General features: G+C 47.5%; 21 protein-coding genes and 1 other RNA gene (1 of these 22 cut by a window edge). 19 read left to right on the forward strand and 3 right to left on the reverse strand.

Annotated features, from left to right (window positions below; all coding sequences use genetic code 11):
- The first annotated feature begins 30 nt into the window (after positions 1-30).
- On the forward strand, positions 31-471 hold the full coding sequence (locus ACH59B_RS00615) for a DUF1934 domain-containing protein (protein WP_016818562.1): 441 nt from the start codon (positions 31-33) through the stop codon (positions 469-471).
- A complete protein-coding gene (argS, locus tag ACH59B_RS00620) occupies positions 468-2,147 on the forward strand; it encodes an arginine--tRNA ligase (RefSeq protein WP_016818563.1) in 1,680 nt (559 codons plus the stop codon). The genes ACH59B_RS00615 and argS overlap by 4 nt, the downstream gene beginning before the upstream one ends.
- Before the next feature lie 127 nt (positions 2,148-2,274).
- On the opposite strand, the gene ACH59B_RS00625 is transcribed toward argS, so the two are convergent.
- Both ACH59B_RS00625 and ACH59B_RS00630 read right to left on the reverse strand, forming a co-directional pair.
- On the reverse strand, positions 2,275-3,135 hold the full coding sequence (locus ACH59B_RS00625; protein WP_019685772.1) for a hypothetical protein: 861 nt from the start codon (positions 3,133-3,135) through the stop codon (positions 2,275-2,277).
- A 141-nt stretch (positions 3,136-3,276) separates the two neighbouring features.
- Positions 3,277-4,155: a LysR family transcriptional regulator gene (locus ACH59B_RS00630; RefSeq protein ID WP_019685773.1), complete on the reverse strand. Its 879-nt coding sequence runs from the start codon at positions 4,153-4,155 to the stop codon at positions 3,277-3,279.
- A 201-nt stretch (positions 4,156-4,356) separates the two neighbouring features.
- Here ACH59B_RS00630 and ACH59B_RS00635 point away from each other — a divergent pair, with 201 nt between their 5' ends.
- The 4 genes from ACH59B_RS00635 to ACH59B_RS00650 are packed head-to-tail and all read left to right on the forward strand — an operon-like array spanning position 4,357 to position 9,505.
- Entirely contained in the window at positions 4,357-5,355 is a 999-nt protein-coding gene (locus ACH59B_RS00635) for an ABC transporter ATP-binding protein (RefSeq protein WP_404303089.1), read from the forward strand.
- A gap of 19 nt (positions 5,356-5,374) precedes the next feature.
- Positions 5,375-6,448, forward strand: coding sequence for an ABC transporter substrate-binding protein (locus tag ACH59B_RS00640; RefSeq protein ID WP_016818567.1), 1,074 nt, complete (start codon positions 5,375-5,377; stop codon positions 6,446-6,448).
- A 4-nt stretch (positions 6,449-6,452) separates the two neighbouring features.
- Positions 6,453-8,123 carry an iron ABC transporter permease gene (locus tag ACH59B_RS00645; protein WP_123796623.1) on the forward strand — a complete coding sequence of 557 codons (1,671 nt, stop codon included), beginning with the start codon at positions 6,453-6,455 and terminating at the stop codon, positions 8,121-8,123.
- Positions 8,120-9,505, forward strand: coding sequence for an MBL fold metallo-hydrolase (locus tag ACH59B_RS00650; RefSeq protein WP_019685777.1), 1,386 nt, complete (start codon positions 8,120-8,122; stop codon positions 9,503-9,505). The genes ACH59B_RS00645 and ACH59B_RS00650 overlap by 4 nt, the downstream gene beginning before the upstream one ends.
- 18 nt (positions 9,506-9,523) lie before the next feature.
- Here ACH59B_RS00650 and ACH59B_RS00655 read toward each other — a convergent pair whose 3' ends face one another.
- Positions 9,524-10,684, reverse strand: coding sequence for a S8 family peptidase (locus ACH59B_RS00655; RefSeq protein WP_019685778.1), 1,161 nt, complete (start codon positions 10,682-10,684; stop codon positions 9,524-9,526).
- A gap of 405 nt (positions 10,685-11,089) precedes the next feature.
- On the opposite strand from ACH59B_RS00655, the gene rpoE reads away from it, so the two are divergent.
- The 13 genes from rpoE to ACH59B_RS00720 all read left to right on the forward strand — a co-directional run.
- Positions 11,090-11,641 carry a DNA-directed RNA polymerase subunit delta gene (rpoE, locus tag ACH59B_RS00660; protein ID WP_013368770.1) on the forward strand — a complete coding sequence of 184 codons (552 nt, stop codon included), beginning with the start codon at positions 11,090-11,092 and terminating at the stop codon, positions 11,639-11,641.
- A 401-nt stretch (positions 11,642-12,042) separates the two neighbouring features.
- Positions 12,043-13,644: a CTP synthase gene (locus ACH59B_RS00665; protein ID WP_016818572.1), complete on the forward strand. Its 1,602-nt coding sequence runs from the start codon at positions 12,043-12,045 to the stop codon at positions 13,642-13,644.
- Positions 13,645-13,857: 213 nt separating this feature from the next.
- Entirely contained in the window at positions 13,858-14,226 is a 369-nt protein-coding gene (locus ACH59B_RS00670) for a response regulator (RefSeq protein WP_014599366.1), read from the forward strand.
- A gap of 248 nt (positions 14,227-14,474) precedes the next feature.
- Complete coding sequence (fba, locus tag ACH59B_RS00675; RefSeq protein WP_123796625.1) at positions 14,475-15,329, forward strand: class II fructose-1,6-bisphosphate aldolase; 855 nt, start codon at positions 14,475-14,477, stop codon at positions 15,327-15,329.
- A gap of 225 nt (positions 15,330-15,554) precedes the next feature.
- A complete protein-coding gene (locus tag ACH59B_RS00680) occupies positions 15,555-16,808 on the forward strand; it encodes a UDP-N-acetylglucosamine 1-carboxyvinyltransferase (protein WP_016818575.1) in 1,254 nt (417 codons plus the stop codon).
- Between the two features lie 259 nt (positions 16,809-17,067).
- Positions 17,068-18,405 carry a transcription termination factor Rho gene (gene rho / locus ACH59B_RS00685; RefSeq protein ID WP_019685779.1) on the forward strand — a complete coding sequence of 446 codons (1,338 nt, stop codon included), beginning with the start codon at positions 17,068-17,070 and terminating at the stop codon, positions 18,403-18,405.
- Positions 18,406-18,498: 93 nt separating this feature from the next.
- Positions 18,499-19,770 (forward strand): radical SAM protein, encoded by a 1,272-nt coding sequence (locus ACH59B_RS00690; RefSeq protein WP_019685780.1) that lies wholly within the window; start codon positions 18,499-18,501, stop codon positions 19,768-19,770.
- Positions 19,771-19,922: 152 nt separating this feature from the next.
- Positions 19,923-20,120, forward strand: coding sequence for a 50S ribosomal protein L31 (rpmE, locus tag ACH59B_RS00695; protein ID WP_016818578.1), 198 nt, complete (start codon positions 19,923-19,925; stop codon positions 20,118-20,120).
- A 111-nt stretch (positions 20,121-20,231) separates the two neighbouring features.
- An RNA gene (gene ffs, locus ACH59B_RS00700) (signal recognition particle sRNA large type) lies at positions 20,232-20,498 on the forward strand.
- Positions 20,499-20,654: 156 nt separating this feature from the next.
- Positions 20,655-22,406, forward strand: coding sequence for a DNA polymerase III subunit gamma/tau (gene dnaX / locus ACH59B_RS00705; RefSeq protein WP_404303096.1), 1,752 nt, complete (start codon positions 20,655-20,657; stop codon positions 22,404-22,406).
- Between the two features lie 40 nt (positions 22,407-22,446).
- Positions 22,447-22,758: a YbaB/EbfC family nucleoid-associated protein gene (locus ACH59B_RS00710; RefSeq protein WP_013368784.1), complete on the forward strand. Its 312-nt coding sequence runs from the start codon at positions 22,447-22,449 to the stop codon at positions 22,756-22,758.
- A gap of 26 nt (positions 22,759-22,784) precedes the next feature.
- Positions 22,785-23,384 carry a recombination mediator RecR gene (gene recR / locus ACH59B_RS00715; RefSeq protein WP_016818580.1) on the forward strand — a complete coding sequence of 200 codons (600 nt, stop codon included), beginning with the start codon at positions 22,785-22,787 and terminating at the stop codon, positions 23,382-23,384.
- Positions 23,385-23,589: 205 nt separating this feature from the next.
- Positions 23,590-23,643 carry the 5' portion of a DUF2508 family protein gene (locus tag ACH59B_RS00720; protein WP_016818581.1) on the forward strand. 258 nt of this gene lie beyond the right edge of the window, so 54 of the gene's 312 nt are visible here — the first part of the coding sequence; it begins with the start codon at positions 23,590-23,592; the stop codon falls past the right edge of the window.

Consider the following 23,643-nt stretch of genomic DNA (forward strand, 5'->3'; position numbering starts at 1 on the left):
GATATAGTAGTACAGTAGGATAGCGATAGAATGGAGTTTGAACACATGCCACACAATGCAAAGGTTCGAATCCGTCTTCATAGTCATCATGACGGAGAAGATGTGGTACAGGAGCTTCCTGGAGAAGCAATCGTTCGCGGGAAGCATCTATATATAAGGTACGAGGAGCCGCAAGAGAGTCCTGAGGGCGGTACGACACGGAACACAGTCAAGATCGGACCGGATGAGCTAAAGCTGATTCGTCACGGTGAGGTACAATCAGAGCAGTCGTTCGCGCTGGGACGCAGGTTGCCTGGATTTTACCGCTCGCCTTATTTAAACCTGAACATGTCTGCGCATACGCAGAAGCTCGATATTCGGATGGATGGATTCACCGGACAAGTGAGCTGGACTTATGATCTATACGTATTTGAGGATTTCTCGGGGCATTTTGCCATCAGTTTGCATATACAGGAGGAGCAACAATCATGACAAGCAATCCACTGGAACTTATTAATCAAAAGGTGACCTCAGCAATCGAGGCAGCGGTGCTGGCTGCTGGAATCGTGGGTCGCGAAGAGCTGCCGACCATTACGCTGGAGGTACCTAAGGACAAGTCACACGGTGACTTAGCTACCAACGTAGCCATGCAGCTCACTCGCATTGCGAAGAAGAATCCGCGTCAAATCGCTGAAGATCTGATTGCGAATATGGACTTAGCTTCCGCTTCTATTGAAAGTGCGGAAATCGCGGGACCAGGCTTTATTAACTTTCGCCTGAACAAGAGCTACCTCTATGCAGTGATCGGACAAGTACAGGAGCAAGGAGCAGATTACGGTCGTGTACAGGTAGGTGAGGGCAAAAAGGTACAGATCGAATTTGTCAGCGCCAATCCGACTGGGAGTCTTCACTTGGGCCATGCACGTGGTGCAGCCGTAGGGGATGCGCTCTGTAATGTGCTTGATTTTGCCGGATATCAAGTCACTCGTGAATATTACATTAATGATGCGGGGAACCAGATTTACAATATGAGCCGTTCCATCGAAGCGCGTTATTTGCAGGAGCTAGGACAGCCTGCGGAGATGCCGGAGGACGGATACCATGGTGAGGATATCATCGGGTTTGCGAAGGAACTGGTGGCTGAGAAGGGCGATTCTTTGTTGTCTATGGAACCAGGAGATCGTGCCGCTTATTTCCGTGAATACGGTCTGGAAAAGGAACTGAATAAGATCAAGCGTGATCTGGAGCGGTTCCGTGTACCTTTTGATTCCTGGTTTAGTGAAACATCACTGTATGATAACGGTGAAGTGCTTAAAGCACTGAATGAGCTGCGTGACCGTGAGGAAATTTATGATAAGGACGGAGCTACTTGGCTGAACACGACTAAGTATGGTGACGATAAAGACCGCGTATTGATCAAAAATGACGGCACTTATACGTACCTGACTCCGGATATCGCCTATCACCGCGACAAATATGCTCGTGGGTATGACACGATCATCAACATCTGGGGAGCGGATCACCACGGCTATATTCCACGGATGAAGGCCGCAATGGAAGCACTGGGCAATGACCCAGATAAGCTTAAAGTACTGATTGCCCAAATGGTCAGCTTGTTCCAAAACGGTGAAAAAGTAAAAATGTCCAAGCGTACTGGCAAGGCCGTAACGATGGAGGATCTGATGGAAGAAGTGGGCGTAGACGCGATTCGTTACTTCTTCACCATGCGTAGTATGGATTCGCATCTGGATTTTGATATGGATTTGGCGATTTCTACCTCCAATGAGAATCCGGTATTCTACGTGCAATATGCACATGCACGTGCATGCAGCGTATATCGTCAAGCCGAAGAGCAGGGTATTGCTGTACTGCCATTGGCAGAAGTTGACTTGTCGAAGCTGACGGCTGAGCATGAATACGATTTGTTGCGCAAAATTGGCGAGTTGCCAGAGGAAGTATCGGTGGCAGCTGCAAACTTTGCGCCGCATCGTATGATTCGCTATGTCTACGAGCTGGCATCCATGTTCCACAGCTACTATAAAGCAGAGCGTGTCATCACGGAGGATGCCGCTCAAACGCAAGCTCGCTTGGCGTTGTTTGGCGCGGTCCGCACGACCATTGCCAACGTACTGAAGCTGGTGGGCGTGTCTGCACCGGAACGTATGTAAAGTAAACAACTGCAACATAATGATTTTGTAGTCATATGTATAATGGTTAAAGGAACCGTTCGTGCTGCCCTCTAGGGAGGCTCGTTCGGTTCCTTTTTTTGGTTTGAATACAATAAGTTTGAGTAGCTTAATAGCGTTCCAGTACCAGATTCGTTTTCAGGGAATCGGCAGGAATCAGCCATCCTTTGGATTGTAGCAGATTCATCAGCTTGGTGCGGTTGCTTGCGGCAGTATTGTAATCCGAAGTTTTGAAGGAGATTTCGATGATATTGTCGGTACCCGATCCGTTGGCGCTGCGAATAGGCCATACTTCAACGTCAGTATCCAAGCCCTGAAAGCTGCCCTTATATTTGTTGACCTGTACAGGACCGCGTACTCTGGAGTTTGCCAAGGTATGTTTGCCCCAGTTGCTGCTTTTCCAGTTTTGCAGCTTGCCCGGAAGATTGTCCTGCAATTGTTTTAATGCCTGATCCGGGGAAGGCAGAGCTAATCCTTTGGAGGCGTTCGTTTTCTTGTCATTGGAAAAGCTTAATGTCTGCTTGCTGTATCCCCAATCCACCTCAGCCTCATAATTATCATCAGAGGCACTGAAGCCTTCTTTATTCGCTTGGGTAAGTGCTGCGTCGATATTCCCGTTTGTGATCGTATATCGCTTTTTGTAGGTTAACTCATAATTTTTTTTGTCCTCTTTTTTGCGAAATCTAACGTTCCAGCCCTCGTCATTCAATTGCAAGGAGTCTGTATCAAAATACTCGACGCTTAATCGTTGCGCATCTTCACTGATTCCGAACTCATTTACAATACCGCTTTTTAAAGAGCCATCCGCATTGAGGACCTGAGCTGTATCCAGCAGCAGCTTTACCTCATAGCTTGGTGTGGCATTGGCAGCGGCTTGTACGGGCTCTGCACCTTTCCATCCTGTTGCGAGCAGCACTGCACTCAGAGTTACTACTGACATGAATTTAGTGATACGCAGGCTTGTTTTCATTTCATCCTCTCCTGTTCGTCCGAATAGGTTACACGCTTCACTTTACGGGTGATTTGTCAGTCGTATGTCAAGCTAAGATGGTATTCTGGTTAAAAAATACCATAATTTTTATATGACAGCTAAGATTTAATCTTGGTTCCATCATAAATATTTAGTGAATCTGTGAATCAGCGCGGAGCGATGACGATCTTTGTTGCTGACCATATAAATATGCCGCTCAACAGGCTGTCCCGGAATAGGTCTTATGATCAGTAAACCCCGCTCAACCTCTGATTGAACAGCAAGGCGAGAGACAAAGGAGATGTGTTCTCCCAGCATAACCGCCTGTTTGATAGCTTCCAGTGAATCCAATTCCAGATAGGATGGAAGTCGGCGCCTTCCGCGCTCCAGCCATTTGTCAGTCACGTGGCGTGTGCTGGAATCCTTCCCATGCAACACAAAAGAGGAAGAAGCGATGCGCTCGGGTGTTAAATCGGTTTCGTTAGCGAGCGGATGAGTGGGTGAGCAGATGAGCACCAGTTCATCTTCTCCCAAGGATTCTGAGAGCAGCGTTGGGGATTGAAACGGCTCTGCCGAAATAATGCCGAGGTCAATTTCGTGGCGAGCGAGCATGTCCTTGATCACGGGCGCTGTTTTCACGGACAAGGCAATGTGAATGCCCGGATGCTCGCGGGCAAACCGATGCAGCACGGCAGGAAGCAGATAGGTGGCAGGTACATAGCTTGCGCCAATCCGTATACTCCCTCGTTGGAGCGTATCGAACTCACGGACAACCCGCTCAGCCTCAGCCGCAAGTGCATTAATCTTGGTAGCATAGTGCAGCAGCGCATTTCCGGCATCCGTCAGGATGATTTTGCCCATACGTGTATCAAATAGCTTTACTCCAAACTCACGCTCCAGATTTTTCATATGAAAAGTAACAGTGGGTTGCTTTAGGCCGAGAACCTCGGCTACGGTGGTAATTTTATGGTGCTTGTTCAGCAGCTCTACAATATGTAACTTTAGAAGACTTAAGTTCACTTAGAATGCCTCGCTTTCAGTTAAGTCAAACAATCATGCTTATTCTCTGGGCAACAGCATCAACCGCCTCTATATAGATTAAATCTATGAGTGTTAACACAATTCATTGAAATAATTAATTTTGTTTTAACTTCCCAATAACACAGGTTGCGAATTCAAGTTTTACACTGGGGTCAGTCACAAGAACAGGCAGGTAATGCGATGAATCAGGATCTATATATTCGCGGATTAAGTAAAACCTTCGGCCATACCACCGCGTTGCATGAGACGAATCTGGTCGTACGACAGGGCAAGTTCACCACACTGCTTGGACCGTCCGGTTGTGGGAAGACGACGCTCTTGCGCTTGATTGCTGGTCTGGAGACACCAGATACCGGCACAATCACGATGGGAGAGGAAATTCTCTTTTCAGCTGAACGCAAAAAGGATGTTCCCGCACATCTCCGCCACTTTGGTATGGTCTTTCAGGATTTTGCGCTGTGGCCGCATATGACGGTGTTTGAAAATGTGGCCTTCGGCTTGCGAGCGAGCAAGCGGGGAAAAGGGGCTGTTAGCGCTCAAGGCAAGGAACTGCGGGCAGTGGTGCTGGAGGCGCTCGATAAGGTGAGGTTGTCAGGGATGGAGGATCGCTATCCCCATCAGCTGTCCGGTGGTCAGCAGCAGCGGGTTGCTTTTGCAAGAGCAGTTGCTATCCGGCCTCGACTGGTTTTGTTCGACGAGCCACTCAGTGCACTGGATGCCGTACTTCGGGAGGAGATGCGCATTGAGATGATATCACTTGTGCGCGATCTGGGGCTGACCGCCTTATATGTCACTCATGATCAGATCGAGGCCATGTCCATGTCTGATGAAGTAGTGGTTATGAAAAGTGGACATATTTTGCAGACCGGAACACCAGAGGTGATCTATGGTTGTCCGTCTCATCCAGAGGTGGCAAGCTTTATCGGCAAATCCAACTGGATCGAGTTGGAACGGACACTATTTCGACCTGAACATGTCCGATGGGACCAGGAGCAAGCGGATCAGCACACTTTTACAGTAGAGATCCTGCATGTCAGCTATGTTGGCGATCGCTATGAAATCCGTCTAGTAGCCGAAAACGGCGAGCAATGGACTGCCTATCACTCCACCCGCTTGCCCATAGGCGAACAAATGCATATTTGGGTATCACCGCAATACATCCACCAACTTGAAACATAGGGAAAAGGGGTTATATAAGATGATGAATAGGCGTGTTTTTCGTACAGGATGGAAAAAAGGGGCTATGCTTGCTTTAACATTGACTTTTGGACTGGCTGTGGCAGGCTGCGGAACGGCTACGACATCGAAGGATGGGGCACAAGCCGATGGATCAGCAAAACCAGCGGGCGCAGCGGCGTCCACCGATCAGAAGCTGGTTGTTTACAGCGCAGGCCCGGATGGACTGGCGAAAAAGCTGGTAGCGGGGTATGAGGCGCAGAGTGGAGTTAAGGTAGAGTTATTCCAGGGAACGACAGGTAAGATTTTAGCCCGCATGGAAGCGGAGAAAACGAATCCGGTAGCAGACGTGGTTGTGCTGGCATCGCTTCCGTCTGTACAAGGCTTGAAAAAGGAAGGACTCACACTCCCCTATCCGGACGCTAAAAATGCGGACAAGCTAAACCCGGATTGGTCTGATAAGGAGGGTCACTATTTCAGCACAAGTGCTTCTGCTTTGGGTATTGCATTTAACACGAAGTTAGTGAAAACGCCACCTACTTCATGGGCCGATTTGGCGAAGCCTGAGTACAAGGATCAGGTTAACATTCCCGATCCATCGCTGTCTGGCTCAGCGTTGGATTTTATGACAGGCTATCTGAGCGCCAAGGGCGATGGAGGCTGGACGTTGTTTGAGCGGTACAAGGCTAACGGTGTGGCCATGGCCGGTGCCAATCAGGAAGCGCTGGATCCAGTGATTACGGGGGCTAAAGGTGTAGTCGTCGCTGCGGTCGATTACATGACCTACAAGGCTAAAGCCAAAGGCGAGCCGATAGACATCGTCTATCCGACAGAGGGAACGGTCATTAGCCCGCGTCCTGCCGCAATCCTCAAGTCCACACAGCATGAGCAAAATGCTAAAGCGTTCATTGACTATCTGTTGTCAGACGAAGCACAGAAACTAGTAGCAGATGCTTCCCTACTCCCTGGACGCACGGATATCAAAGCTGACAAGCGTGCAAACCTCGACGAAATCCCATTGCTGAAAACCAACTGGGAATGGATGGGTGAACACGGATCAGACGTGACGGAAAAGTTCACGCAAATGTTCAAATAAGCCGATGGGAGGTTTGTCTGTTAAACACATCAGGGGATGGTCCCTGACACTTGCTCTGATCGCGCTTTTTATCCTAATTGTACTGCCGTTGCTGCAAATCTTCATTCAAAGTGTGTATGTTGATGGGACATTTCAATGGGCTGCGCCTTTTCGAACGTTAGCTGCTTCTCAATTTGCAGGAGTGCTATTCAACTCGATCTGGCTAGGCATCTGTGTGATCGCAGGAACGACCGTCCTTGCACTTCCGCTAGCCTGGATCATGTCCAACACCCGACTCGCACACTGGCGCTGGTTGGATGTCGTGCTGCTGATTCCGTTTATGACTCCGCCCTATATCGGTTCCATGGGATGGATCCTGTTTATGCAAAAAAACGGGTATATGGAGCAGTTGCTCCCGGATATGCATTTCTTAACGGCTTCCTTCTTCAGCCTTGGCGGCATGGTGATGATCATGAGCCTGCATCTGTTTCCATTCCTGTACCTGCTGTTACGCGGGGCGCTGGTGAGGATTGGCGGCAGTCTGGAAGAGGCGGGTGCTGTCATGGGCGGAGGCTTTCTGTACAGGTTCCGTCAAATCATTTTACCGCTGCTGCTATCGGCATACGGAATGGGTGCGCTGCTCATTTTCGTTAAAACGATTGCCGAGTTTGGCACACCCGCTACCTTTGGGAGACGTATCGGGTATGAGGTTATGACTTCTGAAATTCACAAATATATTTCCAGCTGGCCCATCGATTTTGGCAAAGCGACGTCCATGGCCTCGGTGCTGTTAACGGCCTGCCTGCTTATGTGGTATGTGCAATCGGTGATCAACCGAAAGTTCACATACAGACTGGTAGGGGGTAAAGGTTCCCGTCCTTCCCGTCTTCGTGTATCCAGCTGGACTACAGCACTGAGTGTCATGTTCATCCTATTGCTGCTCATCGCAGCTATTGGCATCCCTTACTTTTCAATTATTGCGGCCTCCTCCATGAAGCTGCGGGGAATCGGATTGGCATGGAACAACCTTACACTCGACTATTACAAGGAACTGCTGTCGTGGGGTTCAGAAAGCATGGAAGCGCTACTGAACAGTGTATTTCTCTCTTTGGGTGCATCGACGCTTGCTGTGGTGCTGGGCACCTGGTTTGCGCTTGTTATCGGTGGATCACGCACGAAAATCCAACGGACAGTTGATGCATTCAGTTTACTTCCGAATACAGTGCCGGGAATTGTTATGGTGGTGGGTCTGATTTTGTGGTGGAATTCGCCGTGGATGCCCATTCCATTGTATAACACATATGGCATGGTCATTCTGACGTATGTTATTTTGTTTGTTCCTTATACGGTGCAGTATGTCAAAAGCGCCTTTACACAGGTGGACACTGGTCTTTTTCAGGCGGGACAGGTATTCGGCGGGCGTCCGTCTTACATATTCCGCCGGATTGTACTGCCGCTGATTGGACCGGGGATGCTCGCTGGTTGGATGATGACCTTTACCATTGCTTCACGGGAGCTGGTAGGATCGTTGCTGATTTTACCGCCATCCGTCCAGACGTCTGCAACCTATATATTTGCCCAGTTTGAGCAGGGACAGGTGTCGCTTGGCATGGCGATGGCTGTTATATCGGTTGGTTTGACCACATTGCTACTGATCTTAATGGAAAGCTTAAACTCGCGGAGAAAGTGGAAATGATGATGACCAAGCTTAGGATTTGGGGTGGAGCGGGCGAACATGGCCGCTCCTGTTATGTTTTTGAAGGAAAGCAGCATCGTATCATGCTGGATTGTGGCGTAAAAAAGGAAGGAACCGGGCAATATCCGGTTTTTCCGCCACAGAAGGTGAAGGAGCTAACTACTGTTTTGCTGTCTCATGCACATGAGGATCATTCCATGGCGCTCCCCTTACTGTACAAGTATGGATATCGGGGAGAGGTCTGGACGACCAAGGCTACCGCTGAGCAGCTGGGATCCTATTTTCGCTCCTGGCAAACTTATGTTGAATCGAGAGACGGCGAATTGCCCTACAGTGAACAAGATATCCAATCTATTACCTATCGCTATCTAGAAGACGAAACGCCGTCAGGAGTGTGGCATGAAGCTTGTCCGGGTGTGAGAATGATGTGGGGACGCAGTGGACATTTGGCTGGTGCAGTGTGGTATATCGTAGAAATGGAAGGGAAGCGGCTGTTCTTTTCTGGAGACTATAGCCGTGAATCTGAGCTTCTTGCTGCCGATGCACCGGACTTGTGTATGGGAGAGGGGGTAGATGACCTTCCTGGATGCAAGCCAAAGTCTAATCTAGTGGACATATCAATCATGGACAATGCTTATGGTATGGATATAGACCCGCAGCCTGTTAAGCTGGAGCGGCTGAGGGTCGAGATGGAGCAGGTATTATTGTCTGGCGGCCATGTGTTGTTGCCAGTGCCTGCCTTTGGCAGAGGACAGGAATTGATCGTATGGGCCAGCGAGCAATTTCCTGAACAAGCAATAATTATAGAGCCTGACCTGTGGCACGGATTGAAACAGTTAAATCGATGGAAAGAGTGGCTACGTCCGGGAGCTTCCACGCGAATAAAACATGTGTTGAACAGTGACAGGGTGTTTGTGCCTCGTGATACTGCGGGACGGATAAGTCTGCTGGAACGGAACACGGCCACTATTATCGTAACAAGAGACGGCATGATGGATTCCCCGCAGGCGCGTTGGTATTATCAATATCTGTCGGATCACCGCAGTATGCTGATCGATGTGGATAGCGGGGAGGATATTAGGAACAGTGTGATATTGACCGGGCATGCTTCCAATGGTTCTTTTGGTAAACATCTGTTGGAACGTGCAGACGCCAATGACATCTGTATAGCTCGGCATTTGATTTACAAGGTGCACCAGGGATTATCGGATGTACGGCAAATGCTGAAGGAGATGCCTAGCAAACAGGTTGTACTCGTTCATGCACCCAAATTGCAGACCGACCTTGTACGAGATGAGTTAATAAGAGAAGGAAATAATGAACATGGAGGTCCTGCCAGAGAAGTTCACTCTTTGGAGCCAGGTGCAACGATAGAGGTTTAGTATTCATCAGATCGTGGTTCACTTTGTGCCCTCTTGCATCAATCGGAAGGCATCCACTTCTCCAAGCTTGGTGGAGATGGAAGTGCGTCCAGCACTTTTACGAAGGCGTAGCGGTGTGGCAGTGCGCTTAAGCAGCGCTTTAATTTCTCCGGGCTCCAGTTCCGGTCTCAGTGAAAGGAGAAGTGCGATGCTCCCGGTCACATGGGAAGTAGCCATAGAGGTGCCGCTCATTTCATGATGCTTTCCATGAATCCAGGAGGATCTGATCTTCTCACCAGGTGCGTACACGTCTACGAATTGCCCCCGATTGCTAAAAGGAGCGATACGTCTGTATTTGTCGGTAGCTCCGACTGAAATCGTCTGGGAATAGCGGGCCGGATAGTCAATACTTCGACGCTTACCCTCATTTCCCGAGGAAGCTACGATTACAATGCCGTTATGATATGCTTTATTCACCATATCAAGCAGTGCCTTGCTACGCGACTTCATACCAAAGCTCATATTAATAATATCGACACGATTTAATACACACCAGTCGATACCAAGAATGATGTCAGAGACATAGGCGGCTCCATTATGATCAAATGCTTTTACAGGATGAATTAAAGCCCGTGGTGCTACGCCAACCATACCTTCGTCATAGTTGGATGCCGCGATGGTTCCTGCAATATGAGTGCCATGGCCGTTGTCGTCATAGGGTAGCATGGTCCGGTTCAACAAATTGATACCTCTGGCAAGGGAATGGCGAAGATCAGGATGATGAAAATCCGCTCCTGTGTCGATCACACCGATTCTGACCCGATTCCCTGTCGAGGAAGGCCAAGCCTTGTATGCACGTACCTGTTTGACTCCCCATGGCATAGAAATGCTTTTCTCTGCTTTCGGTATATAAGCCGTTTCTGCGTGAACCTTTATGCGGGTATCTTCTTCAACGGTAACACCGTGGTGATATTTGCCCAGCCTGTCTCCCCCTGAAAGCGGAGCGATGAGAGCACGGATTAGCCTAGCCGGTTGTACTTGCCGTAATCCCGCAAGCTCAGGTTTCAGCTTCCTGAGATAGGACAGGCATTCCCGGTATTGGTGAGGCTTATCGAACGTGATAATCTGTTTGTTCCGTCCACTGCCGGACGGCTCCGAAATACCCTCATGCAAACGCTGCAAAAAATCCGGATAGTCCATTTGAGACGGTCCCCCTCCGATGAGCCATGCTGAGGTATTGTATGAGCAAGCGTCAGCTACGGCATGGGAAACTTGCCCCTTTTTTATGGAAATAGGCCTGCTTGTCGTGTCAAAGTAGCTATGGACACATACGATACATGGAGGGCATAAGCTCTTGTGCAACAACTTTGGGAGGCCTCTCCCGGAGCGGGTACAGTCGGAGGCGGGGGGAACCCCGTCTTTTTACGTGTGCCGTCTTGTGCAGAGGGATATTCTTGGAAATTATGACGATACCCATGTTTAACTTGCAATTTGCTTCCAAATAGGTTTTACTTAGTTTTGATAATGGATATGTTAGTATTGCATGTATCGTGTATGCTCTGAAACATGTTCTTGTGAATTACGTGTGAGAGGAAGTGTCCCTAGGTGAGTACACCACTCAACTTGAAGATTGACCCGGAGAAAGTCCACGAGACTCCAATGGTGGATTTGGCATTTATGGTATTGAAAGCAGCCAATACTCCATATTATTACCGTGACCTGATGAATGAAGTCGCCAAATTGCGCGGCTTGTCCGACGAAGAAATTAATGACGTTATTGCTCAGCTATATACTGAAATCAACATTGACGGGCGTTTTGCCTGTGTCGGTACGAATCTGTGGGGCTTGAAACGTTGGTATCCGGTAGATAAATCCGAAGATGCCCTGACAGGCGCCAAGCGTCCTCGTATCATTAACGATGAAGACGATGACGACGAAGATGACTATCATGAGGAAGAAGAAACATACAACTCCGATGACGACTTCGATGCAGATAGCGAAGACGAGGATGGCGAAGACGAGCTGTTCGACGGAGAAGATGACGATGATAGTGACGATGACGTAGTTATTGACGATGAAGACCTCAGTGATGAGGAAGATACAGATGATGAAAATGACGATGAGTCGATCGAAGACGACGACGATTCACTTCGTTAGGAACAGGTTGCAAGGGGAGATACGCTCTCCCCTTTTTCATGACCGTTTTCTTGAAACCCCTGCTGATTTATAGCTTTCAGATAGATTTATTCCAATCAGGTTCAAAGGACAAATTAACACAGATAACTTCCTTGACAGCGGATTGGACACGGGGTAAACTATTGCTTGGGCTTATGATTGATTCACTTATATGTTTGCTTTTTGTATAAAAGTGCCCCGTACTACGGGAGTGCTTTTTTGTTTTTTATAGGGGTGTTTTCACTCATGAAAGAGGGCTAAGGGCGGCGGATTGGAAAATATAACCGCTGCCTTCTTCATGGATGATAATCCGTGCAAACGGGTTACGATAACATCATAATGTCGCCTGAATTTTTGCATCTTATCTAGGAGGGTTTTGAACAGTGACGAAGTATATTTTTGTGACAGGCGGGGTTGTGTCTTCCTTGGGCAAAGGGATTACGGCAGCTTCACTGGGGAGGCTTTTGAAGAACAGGGGACTGAAGGTAACGATTCAAAAATTTGATCCTTACCTGAATGTCGATCCAGGTACCATGAGCCCTTACCAGCACGGTGAAGTGTTTGTAACGGATGATGGTGCGGAAACGGATCTCGACTTGGGACACTATGAGCGCTTTATTGATATTAATCTGTCCAAGAACAGCAATGTCACAACAGGCAAGGTATATTCCAGCGTGATCAGCAAAGAGCGTCGCGGAGAATATTTGGGCGGTACCGTACAGGTTATCCCTCATATTACGAACGAAATCAAGGAGCGCGTGTACCGTGCAGGCCGTGAAGCGGGTTCGGATGTCATTATTACGGAAATCGGCGGTACTGTAGGCGATATTGAAAGCTTGCCATTTTTGGAAGCCATTCGTCAGCTTAAAAGTGAAGTTGGGCGCGAAAATGTGATGTACATTCACGTAACGCTCATTCCTTATATTAAAGCTGCTGGTGAGGTTAAAACCAAACCAACTCAGCACAGTGTGAAAGAACTGCGCAGCATCGGCATTCAACCGAATGTCATTGTTTGCCGTACAGAGCATGAATTGTCCTCCGATATGAAGGCTAAAATTGCATTGTTCTGCGATATTGATGCGAATGCAGTGGTAGAATGCCGCGATGCTTCGACTCTCTACGAGGTTCCGTTGAACCTACGTGAAGAAGGTTTGGACGAAATCGTAGTTAACCACCTGAAGCTGACAACACCTGCACCGGATATGACCGAATGGGAAGGGTTAGTTGATCGAATCAGCAAGTTGGACAAAACGGTTGAAATTGCTATTGTTGGTAAATATGTTGCGCTACATGATGCATACTTAAGTGTTGTTGAGTCACTTTCTCACGCTGGATTTGATGCGAATGCAGACGTAAAAATCCGCTGGGTGAACGCTGAAGAAGTAACGGACGAGAACGTAGCTGACATGCTGGGCGGCATTGGCGGTATTCTCGTACCAGGTGGCTTCGGCGATCGCGGAATTGAAGGCAAAATCAGCACCATTCGTTATGCACGGGAGCAAAAAATTCCGTTCTTCGGTATTTGCCTAGGTATGCAGGTATCTGTTATTGAGGTTGCTCGTTCCCTGGCTGGTCTCGAAGGAGCCAACAGCTCGGAAATTAACCCGGCTACCGATTATCCTGTCATTGACTTGCTTCCTGACCAAAAAGACATCGAAGATTTGGGCGGTACCATGCGTCTTGGCCTGTATCCATGTAAACTGGTGGAAGGTTCCCTGGCAGAGGCTTGCTACAACGACGAGCTGGTGTACGAGAGACATCGTCATCGGTACGAATTCAATAACGAATATCGTGAAGTTATTGAAAAAGCAGGTCTTCGTATTTCTGGTACTTCACCGGATGGACGTTTGGTGGAAATTGTCGAGCTTCCTGAGCATCCATGGTTCCTGGCGGTACAATTCCATCCAGAATTTACTTCCCGTCCGAATCGTCCACAGCCTTTGTTCCGTGAATTTGTAAAAGCGGCATTGCAGCTTCAAGGTTAATGCTGCAGCTTGAAAGACCTCCTTTGGGAGGTCTTTTTTTATCCCATGCTTCCTGATTATGAAAGAATATTCCACAATTATGTATAAGAGCAGGATTTTCTTTTTGCAGGAGCGAATATAGTTTTAGGTATGGGACGGATATTGTACGTCATCGGACGCTGTTATGGCAATAGCTGCATGATCCTCGTTTTAAGATCTTAGGAGGTTAAAACATTGGAAAAGAAAAAAGTATTAATCGTCGATGACCAGAATGGAATACGGATTTTACTGATGGAAGTGTTCGGAAGTGAGGGTTATGAGACCTTTCAGGCAGCGAACGGGAAAATTGCTCTTGAGATTGTTGAGAAGGAACCACCTGATCTGGTTCTGCTCGATATGAAAATTCCAGGTATGGACGGACTTGAAATTCTGAAGCACCTAAAAAGCATGAATCCCGACATCAAGGTTATTATGATGACAGCGTATGGAGAACTGGACATGATTAAAGAGGCGACGGAGCTAGGTGCACTTATGCATTTTACCAAGCCCTTTGATATTGATGAAATGCGGATCGCCGTGAACAAACAACTCAGAGGTGACTAGGGAAGTCATTTTGGTTGAGAACTCTGTTAACAAAACAGGGTTTTTTGTTTGTGATTATGGGAAATACTGAAAGTAAATCCTCTCCTTATACAATTCTATGGAAAAACGGCGTCCTGAGCGTGATTTTTGTATGTGTTGATATGCAAAAGCTTGTTTAGTATTTAACATGGGTTGTGGTATAATAAGCCCGTATGTGATGTCGGCTAAAAATATAGACAAACCCAAACACCTTTAGGAGGACTGTAACCATGCCATTGGTATCTATGAAAGACATGTTGAACAAAGCACTCGAAGGAAAATATGCAGTAGGTCAATTCAATATTAATAACCTGGAGTGGACTCAAGCTATCTTGGGCGCTGCTGAAGAAGAAAAATCCCCAGTAATCTTGGGTGTTTCTGAAGGCGCAGCACGTCACATGGGCGGATTCTACACTGTTGTTAAAATGGTAGAAGGTCTTATTCATGACATGAAAATTACGGTTCCAGTTGCAATTCACTTGGACCACGGTTCTAGCTTTGACAAATGTAAAGAAGCAATCGACGCTGGTTTCACATCTGTTATGATTGACGATTCCCACAGCCCAATCGAGAAAAATATCGAAACAACGAAGAAAGTTGTTGAATATGCACATTCCAAAGGCGTTTCCGTTGAAGCTGAAGTTGGAATGGTTGGCGGTCAAGAAGATGATGTTGTAGGTGACGTAATGTACGCTAAGCTGGATGATTGTGTACGTATCGTTAAAGAAACAGGCATCGATACACTGGCTCCTGCACTGGGTTCTGTTCATGGACCATACAAAGGTGAACCAAACCTGGGCTTTAAAGAAATGGAAGAAATTCGCGATGCTGTGAAACTGCCACTCGTTCTTCATGGCGGAACAGGTATCCCTACACATGACATCCAAAAATCCATTTCCCTGGGTACTTCCAAAATCAACGTAAACACTGAAAACCAAATCGCATTTGCGAAAGTGGTTCGTGAAGTGCTTGCTGCAAAACCAGATGCTTACGATCCACGTACATTCATCCAACCAGGTCGTGAAGCAATCAAACAAACAGTTATCGGTAAAATCCGTGAGTTCGGCTCCAACAACAAAGCGTAATAATTTCCAACTAGTCATGCCTCTGCATAGACTGGATGCATTTCTTCGTTGTAGCTGTAATTATGCTGCACAAAATATTTAAATCTGTACAGTTGAATAGTGTGGTATGGAAAGCACACCGCTTAGCCGGTGTCTTTCCATTTTAACCACTTAAAAAGTTGAAAGTTTATGGTTTCAGTTCATTGTTTGACCGACTGCAAAACACGTAGGGGGACCCTCAAGCTTATGGAAAAATTGATGATCACCGGTGGACGGCCGCTTCAGGGTACAGTTTCCATCAGCGGTGCCAAAAACAGTGCCATCGCCTTGATTCCCGCAGCCATTCTGGCAGAGTCGGAAGTCATTTTGGATAATTTGCCGCTGCTCAGTGATGTGGCGGTGTATTCCGAAATATTGGAGGAGCTTGGCGCAAAGGTTACCTGGGAAGGTAGCCAGATGAAGATAGACCCTTCCTCCATTAAATCCATTCCTATGCCGAATGGACCTGTTAAGAAATTACGAGCCTCTTATTATATGATGGGGGCCATGCTGGGCAGATTCAAGGAAGCGATCATCGGTTTGCCAGGAGGATGTAATTTTGAACCCCGGCCCATTGATCAGCATATCAAAGGTTTTGAAGCGCTGGGTGCCACGGTTACGAACGAGCACGGCGCTATTCATTTGCACGCCAAAGAACTGCGCGGCACCAAGATTTATTTGGATGTCAGCAGCGTAGGAGCAACCATTAATATTATGCTGGCGGCCGCACGTGCCAAAGGCGCCACAACTATCGAAAATGCGGCTAAAGAGCCTGAGATTATAGATGTAGCAACTCTGTTAAACTCCATGGGGGCGATTATTAAAGGCGCTGGTACGGAGACAATTCGTATTGAAGGTGTGTCGGAGCTGCATGGTTGCCGTCATTCCATCATACCTGACCGTATACAAGCAGGCACTTATATGATTGCTGCTGCGGCAACCCGTGGAAATGTATTGATTGACAATGTAATCCCCAAACATATGGAGGCTCTCACTGCCAAAATGCAGGAAATGGGCATCGGCATCGAGGAATATGATGAAAGTATTCGCGTACTGGGTGCACCTTCCTATGGGCATGTCGATGTTAAAGCCTTGGTATACCCCGGCTTCCCCACAGATTTACAATCTCCCATGACCAGCTTGCTAACCCAAGCTCAGGGTGTCAGTGTATTGAGCGATTTTGTGTACAGCAATCGTTTTAAGCACGTCCCTGAACTGGTGCGAATGGGGGCTAAAATTCGCGTAGAGGGTCGGTCTGCCATTATTGAAGGTGGTCAACTGAATGCGGCTAAAGTGAAGGCTGCAGATCTGCGCGCCGGAGCGGCCCTTGTCATTGCTGGACTTACAGTAAGCGAAGGGGTAACCGAGGTGGCAGGTGTCGAGTATATTGACCGTGGTTATGATCATCTCGTTTCGAACCTGCGTCTTTTAGGCGCAGATGTGTGGCGGCAGACTGAGTAATTAAGCCATGTACTTTGTTTGAATTTACTGTAACCAAAGCGGAATAACGGGTAACGCCTATGCAGCCGCTGCTTGGTATAAGATTTGGTCCATACCTAACAATCTTTTATCAAAAAACCGGAATAATTCGGTATAATTCAGGCAGCTGGCTGCATAACTTTATTTGTTTTGGTTAAAATTATGTTGATGGTGTTTATGATATCATTGTCTATCATTTAATTGTATGAATGGACTTAATAATTGAATAGGTGGTTATTATATGGATCTGCAAATTTCCGATCTGGAAGAAATGAAGCTGACCGACCTGTACAAGCTGGCCAAGCAATACCAGATCCCGTACTACGGAACGCTCAAGAAGAAAGAATTAATTTTCGCCATCCTGCGCGCACAAGCTGAGAAGAGTGGATTAATGTTTATGCAGGGTGTTCTGGAAATACTTCCTGAAGGTTACGGCTTTCTGAGGCCGATCAACTATCTCCCGAGTACCGAAGATATTTACATCTCTGCTTCACAAATCCGCAAGTTTGACCTGAGAACGGGCGATCTCGTTTCCGGTAAATGCCGAACGCCGAAAGAAAATGAACGGTATTTTGGATTGCTTCAAGTTAACGCCGTCAATGGAAGAAGTCCTGAGCAAGCTGCTGAGCGGCTACATTTTCCTGCACTGACTCCACTGTATCCGCAAACCAAATTAGTCCTTGAAACTTCCCCCAACCATTTGTCTACGAGAATTATGGATGTACTGGCCCCTGTCGGACTTGGACAGCGCGGACTTATTGTGGCACCTCCCAAAGCTGGGAAGACGCTTCTCCTCAAAGAAATTGCCAATAGCATTTCTACCAACAATCCCGAGATTGAGCTATTTGTCTTGTTGATTGATGAACGCCCTGAAGAAGTGACTGACATGCAGCGTTCTGTCAAAGGTGAAGTTGTGGCCTCTACATTTGATGAACTTCCTGAAAATCACATCAAAGTGGCAGAACTGGTGTTGGAGCGTGCACTGCGTCTCGTAGAACATAAAAAGGATGTTGTCATCCTGTTGGATAGCATTACACGGTTGGCTCGTGCGTACAATCTCGTCATCCCTCCTTCTGGTCGTACTTTGAGTGGGGGTATTGATCCGGCAGCATTTCACCGTCCAAAACGCTTTTTTGGCGCAGCTCGGAATGTGGAGGAAGGCGGTAGCTTGACGATTCTTGCCACAGCGCTGATTGATACAGGATCTCGTATGGACGATATTATTTACGAAGAGTTCAAAGGTACAGGCAACATGGAGCTGCATTTGGACCGCAAACTGGCAGAACGTCGTATCTTTCCTGCGATTGATATTCGTCGTTCCGGTACACGTCGTGAGGAAGTGCTGTTGAACAAGGAAGAATTAGATACGATCTGGGCTATTCGTAAAAATATGACGGAAAGCCATGACTTTGTGGAAGGCTTCCTCAAAAAACTGCGTAACAGCAAAACTAACGCTGAGTTTTTAGCCTCGTTTGATTTGACAGCACCTTCTTCCAGCGGCTCGCAAGGTAGCTCTGGTGGCCAACAACGAAGAACTACGCGTTCTACCACAGCGTCGGTTCCCGCCACAACCAATTAAACCCAAACCATGTATTTTATCTGTTCCGTAAGTAGACAGCCATTACTATTCATTTGTTAATGGCGCGTTTAATGGAACGAAAGGAGCTCCATAATGTATTTGGTGTATGCCGACGAAAAAGGCAATGTATATGATCATGCTTCTTTGTATGGGCTTGCCCGTAGTGCAGACATGATTGTTGAAATCATGGAGGATGAGCTTATTCCGTTGCCGGAAGGAGCCACACTGGTAAGCCTGCCCAGCACCCGCCCGGTCGGTATGAACCCTGAAACAGGGGAAATGGTCTCTCTTCCGGGAAATATGCAGGCAGTAGGGGCTTTGTTACCGCAAGGCTTTACACGCCTGTGTCTGCCGGGATATGTGAAGACGGACAAGGAGTATAAACTCCCCTTGTTCGGTTATTCAGCCGTTGTCTGGAAAGATGGGGCGTTTTATGTAACAGCAGAGCAGAGTGACAGTCCTTCCAAATGGAATCCCGAAAACTGTGACCGCAATCAAGTTAAATTGGGAGTTCAGCGGATGACAGAGCAGTATCCCGAAAATAGGCTGTACCAGCATTTGTCTAACTGTGCGCTGGGGTACGAATGCCTTACTTCCTCGAATACGTTCCTGAATCGCTGGGAGGGGGGAGTTCCGGTATCTTATTCTTGTAATGCGGGCTGCTTTGGTTGTATATCTGAACAGCCGGATGACAGTGGTTTTGTATCTCCTCAGACAAGAATGAACTTCCGTCCCCGCGTGGAAGAGATTGTAGAAGTTATGTTGGAACATTTGAAGACACCTGAGTCTATCATCAGTTTTGGGCAAGGTTGTGAAGGTGAGCCCTCCACTCAAGCCAAACTGATTATTGATGCGATCAAAGAAGTACGTTCCGTTACAGATATGGGATATATTAATATCAACACCAATGCGGGATTGAATGATCATATCCGGGGAATTGTGGATGCGGGTCTTGATCTCATGCGAGTAAGCACAATTAGTGCATTGGACGACCATTACAATGCGTATTACAAGCCGCGCGGATACACGCTGGCTAATGTGGAAAAGTCACTCCGTTATGCGTCCGATCAGGGAGTGTATACGTCCATCAACTATTTGATTTTCCCGGGTGTAACAGACCGGGAGGAAGAAATTGAGGCAATGATTGAATTTGCCAAACGCACTAAGCTCAAGCTGATTCAAATGCGTAATCTGAATATTGATCCTGAAAGCTATCTGGAGTTGATTCCACCGGCTCAAGGGGAGATACTTGGTATGAAGCAAATGCTTGAGATTTATCGTGAGGAACTGCCGGATGTGGTTATCGGTTCTTACACTCATGTGCCGCCGCAAGGGCTAGCACGTCCCAAATTTGCCAGAACCTAAACGGTCGGGAGTTATTTGAAACACACTGATCTTACACTGTTTTGTGTGCTAAAAAGATGTTGAAACACTTATATTCAAGTGCTATAATTTGAACATGTGTTCATACAACTCTGGGCTGATAGGACGTTCAGGGCGGAAAGAGGTGAAAGTTAATGCAACAGGCTATTCAACCGAAGTATAACGTAACTAATGTTACTTGCGCTTGCGGGAATACGTTTGAAACTGGTTCTGTAAAAGAATCTCTGCGTGTGGAGATTTGCTCCGCTTGCCATCCGTTCTTCACAGGTAAGCAGAAGTTTATTGATGCTGGTGGACGTGTGGATCGTTTCAAAAAGAAATACGGTATGTAATAAGTTGCCGCAAGAGATAAAGTTATTAGAGCCTTCTGCAATTGCAGGAGGCTCTTTTTGTCGTTATTTGCTATTTGCATTTTGTGCAACCATGAGATATACTTATTTTCACCGTGCTAGATGGGGAGGTAGCGGTGCCCTGTAACTCGCAATCCGCTATAGCGAGGTTGAATTCCTGTTAGAGGTGTTGTTGATGTGAGGCTGGTCCCTGCGCACAATGTTGACGGTTGGGTCCTCCGCAATGAGTACTTGTGAACCTGGTCAGGTCCGGAAGGAAGCAGCCATAAGCAAGTCCACTCTTGTGCCGGAGGGTTGCCTAGCCCGAGTTGTTGCTCAGGGTTGCCGCTCGGATCACAACGATCAATAACAGGTGCACGGTATATACTTAGGGATTGAAACATCTTGGCGATTATGCGAAGGTGTTTTTTTGTGCTTATAATTTGAAATGTGTCTGGTTTAGATTCGGACGGGAGTATAGTATAATGAAGTGACCATAAATGGTCATGAAAGTGAATGGGAAAGAGGGAACGCGCATTGGAACATATAGCGTTGTACCGTGCTTGGCGGCCGCAGGCTTTCAAGGACATGGTAGGACAACAGCATATTATCCAGACATTGCAGAATGCCATCCGCGAAAATCGCACGTCCCATGCCTACCTGTTCAGTGGTCCGCGAGGAACGGGTAAGACCAGTGCGGCCAAAATTTTGGCCAAGGCAATCAACTGTGAGCATGGACCTGCGCCGGAACCTTGCAACGAATGCGAAGCCTGTAAACGGATCACGGCCGGAGCGGTCATGGATGTGCAGGAGATTGACGCAGCCTCTAACCGGGGTGTTGAAGAGATTCGTGATTTGCGCGATAAAGTCAAATATGCGCCCACAGAAGTGCGGCACAAGGTTTATATCATTGATGAAGTGCACATGCTGACGACGGAAGCGTTCAATGCGCTGCTCAAGACGCTGGAAGAGCCGCCGCCACACGTAATGTTTATATTGGCTACGACAGAGCCGCATCGGATTCCCGCGACAATTATTTCACGTTGCCAGCGTTTTGACTTTCGGCGAGTATCGCTGGAGGAGCAGACAGAGCGGCTTGACCTGATATGTCAACAGGAGAACATCCTGGCTGATTTGGATGCACTGCAATATATTGCACGTCTTTCAGATGGCGGGATGCGAGATGCGGTTAGCGTTTTGGATCAGATATCCTCGTTTACTGATGGCCGGGTTACGTATCAGCAGGTGCTGGATATGACGGGCGGGATCGCATCCGAGCAATTCGGTAAATTGGCCTTGGCATTACTGAAAGAAGATGTGGGCACAGTGCTCCAATTGATCGAGAACTTTATGCAGGAAGGTAAAAGTGCGGATAAGTGTATGGAGAATCTTCTGTACTATTTCCGAGATCTGCTAATGATCAAGATGGTGCCGCAGGCGACCAAAATGACAGAGCGAGTGCAGAATCCGGAGCAGTTTAAGGAAGTGGCAGATGCTTTTACCAAGGAGCAGCTCTTTGCAATGATCGACACCCTTAATCGTTATCAAGGTGAGATGAAATATGCCGTTCAGCCCCAAACTTTATTTGAGGTAGCTCTACTGAAGTTATGCAGCATTCCGGGGGAAGCGGGAACTGCTGCTCAGCCGACTGTACAGCGCTCTGGTGCTGCTGCTGGTCAGGAAGAAGTGGCCGTGTTAAAGCGCCAGCTTGCTGAGCTGGAAAAGAAGCTGGAACGTGCAATGCAAGGTGGCTTGGCCGCTGGAGCGGGTCAGGAGGCATCTTCAGGCGGTCGCCAGGCTTCTGGTGGTCGTGCCCCTGCTCCACGTCTTTCAGCGCCAGCTAAACTTCCTTCTCAGTTGGATCGCTATATCGCTGAGAAGTCAAGCGAAGCATTCGCAGCGGTGGGGCGCAAGTGGAGCCAGATTTTGCAAGGGGTAAAAGAGGCGAAAGTTACGGTTCATGCTTGGTTTATGGATGGTGAGCCGGTTTCTGTGTTAGAGGACAGTGTGCTGGTCGCGTTTAAAAACAACATTCATCGTGAAACTACCGAAAAGCCTGCCAATAAGCAGGTCATCGAGAAGGTTTTGCATGAGCAGTTGGGTCATCCTTATCGTTTGGTAACGATGATGCAAAAGGATTGGAATGCTGCGATTGAAGGAGTTTCTGACCAGCCTGCCGAAGAATTGCAACTGGAGCCGGAGCATGATGCGCCGGGAAAGTCCAAGGAGCCCTGGATTGATGAAGCGATTCAGCTGTTCGGGGAAGACCTGGTAGTCATTAAAGAATAATGAAATGTAGATGTATACTTCATTAAAGGAGATGATTGAAATGAACAATATGAACCAAATGATGAAGCAAGTGAAAAAAATGCAGGAACAAATGCTGAAAGCCCAAGAGGAGCTTGGTGGGAAAGTAATCGAAGGTTCTTCTGGTGGCGGTGTGGTAACTGTAGAGGTAAGTGGACATAAAAAAGTGTTGTCCATCACAATCAAACCGGAAGCTGTAGATCCTGATGATGTAGAAATGCTGCAAGACCTCGTACTCACTGCAGTCAATGATGCTTTGTCCAAAGCGGATGAACTGGCTAATGATGATATGGGTAAATTTACAGGTGGTATGAAAATTCCGGGCTTGTTCTAGTCTACTCATAAAGGAGAAACACGCTATTGCATTATCCCGAGCCGATTGCAAAGCTGATTGATGCTTTTACGCGCCTGCCGGGAGTAGGCCCAAAAACAGCTGCCCGGTTGGCTTTTCACGTACTGAAAATGAAGGAAGATGATGTGATTGATTTCGCCAAAGCGCTGGTCAATGTAAAACGAAATCTTCACTTTTGTTCAGTCTGCGGCAATATTACGGACACGGACCCTTGTCGGATCTGTCAGGACAAGACGAGGGATGCTTCCGTCATTTGTGTTGTTCAGGATGCCAAGGATTTGGTGGCTATGGAGCGTACCAAGGAGTTTGATGGTTTGTACCATGTACTTCACGGGGCAATCTCTCCGATGGAGGGGATTGGTCCTGAGGATATCAAACTCAAGGAGTTGCTGACCAGGCTCAGTGATGAACGCGTCAAGGAGTTGATTCTGGCTACGAATCCGAACATTGAAGGAGAGGCCACGGCTATGTACATTTCACGGCTAGTGCGTCCTTTTGAAATCAAGGTTACTCGTATTGCTCACGGTTTGCCTGTGGGCGGGGATTTGGAGTATGCCGACGAGGTCACCCTGTCCAAAGCGCTAGAAGGCCGCAGAGAGCTCAATTAGTAGGTGTAGTTATAAGTTCTGAGTCTGAAATGTCCTTGGGACATCCTTGATTTGCTTAGGGAGCCGTTACGGCTCCTTTTTTATTTGCATGAATAGATGGCTTTATAGTCGTTTCTGGTTCTAAGTTTGTCCTTTGTTCAATAAGTATGAATAAGGTGGTCTTGCAGACTGTACACATAATTCAGCTTGTGAGGAGGATGAATGAATGTGGGAACGGATGAAGCAAAATTTCCGTCGTCAGGAGAATGGGAAGACAGAA

This window comes from Paenibacillus sp. DP01 (genome assembly GCF_044784315.1).
In the GTDB taxonomy this organism is placed as follows: domain Bacteria; phylum Bacillota; class Bacilli; order Paenibacillales; family Paenibacillaceae; genus Paenibacillus; species Paenibacillus polymyxa.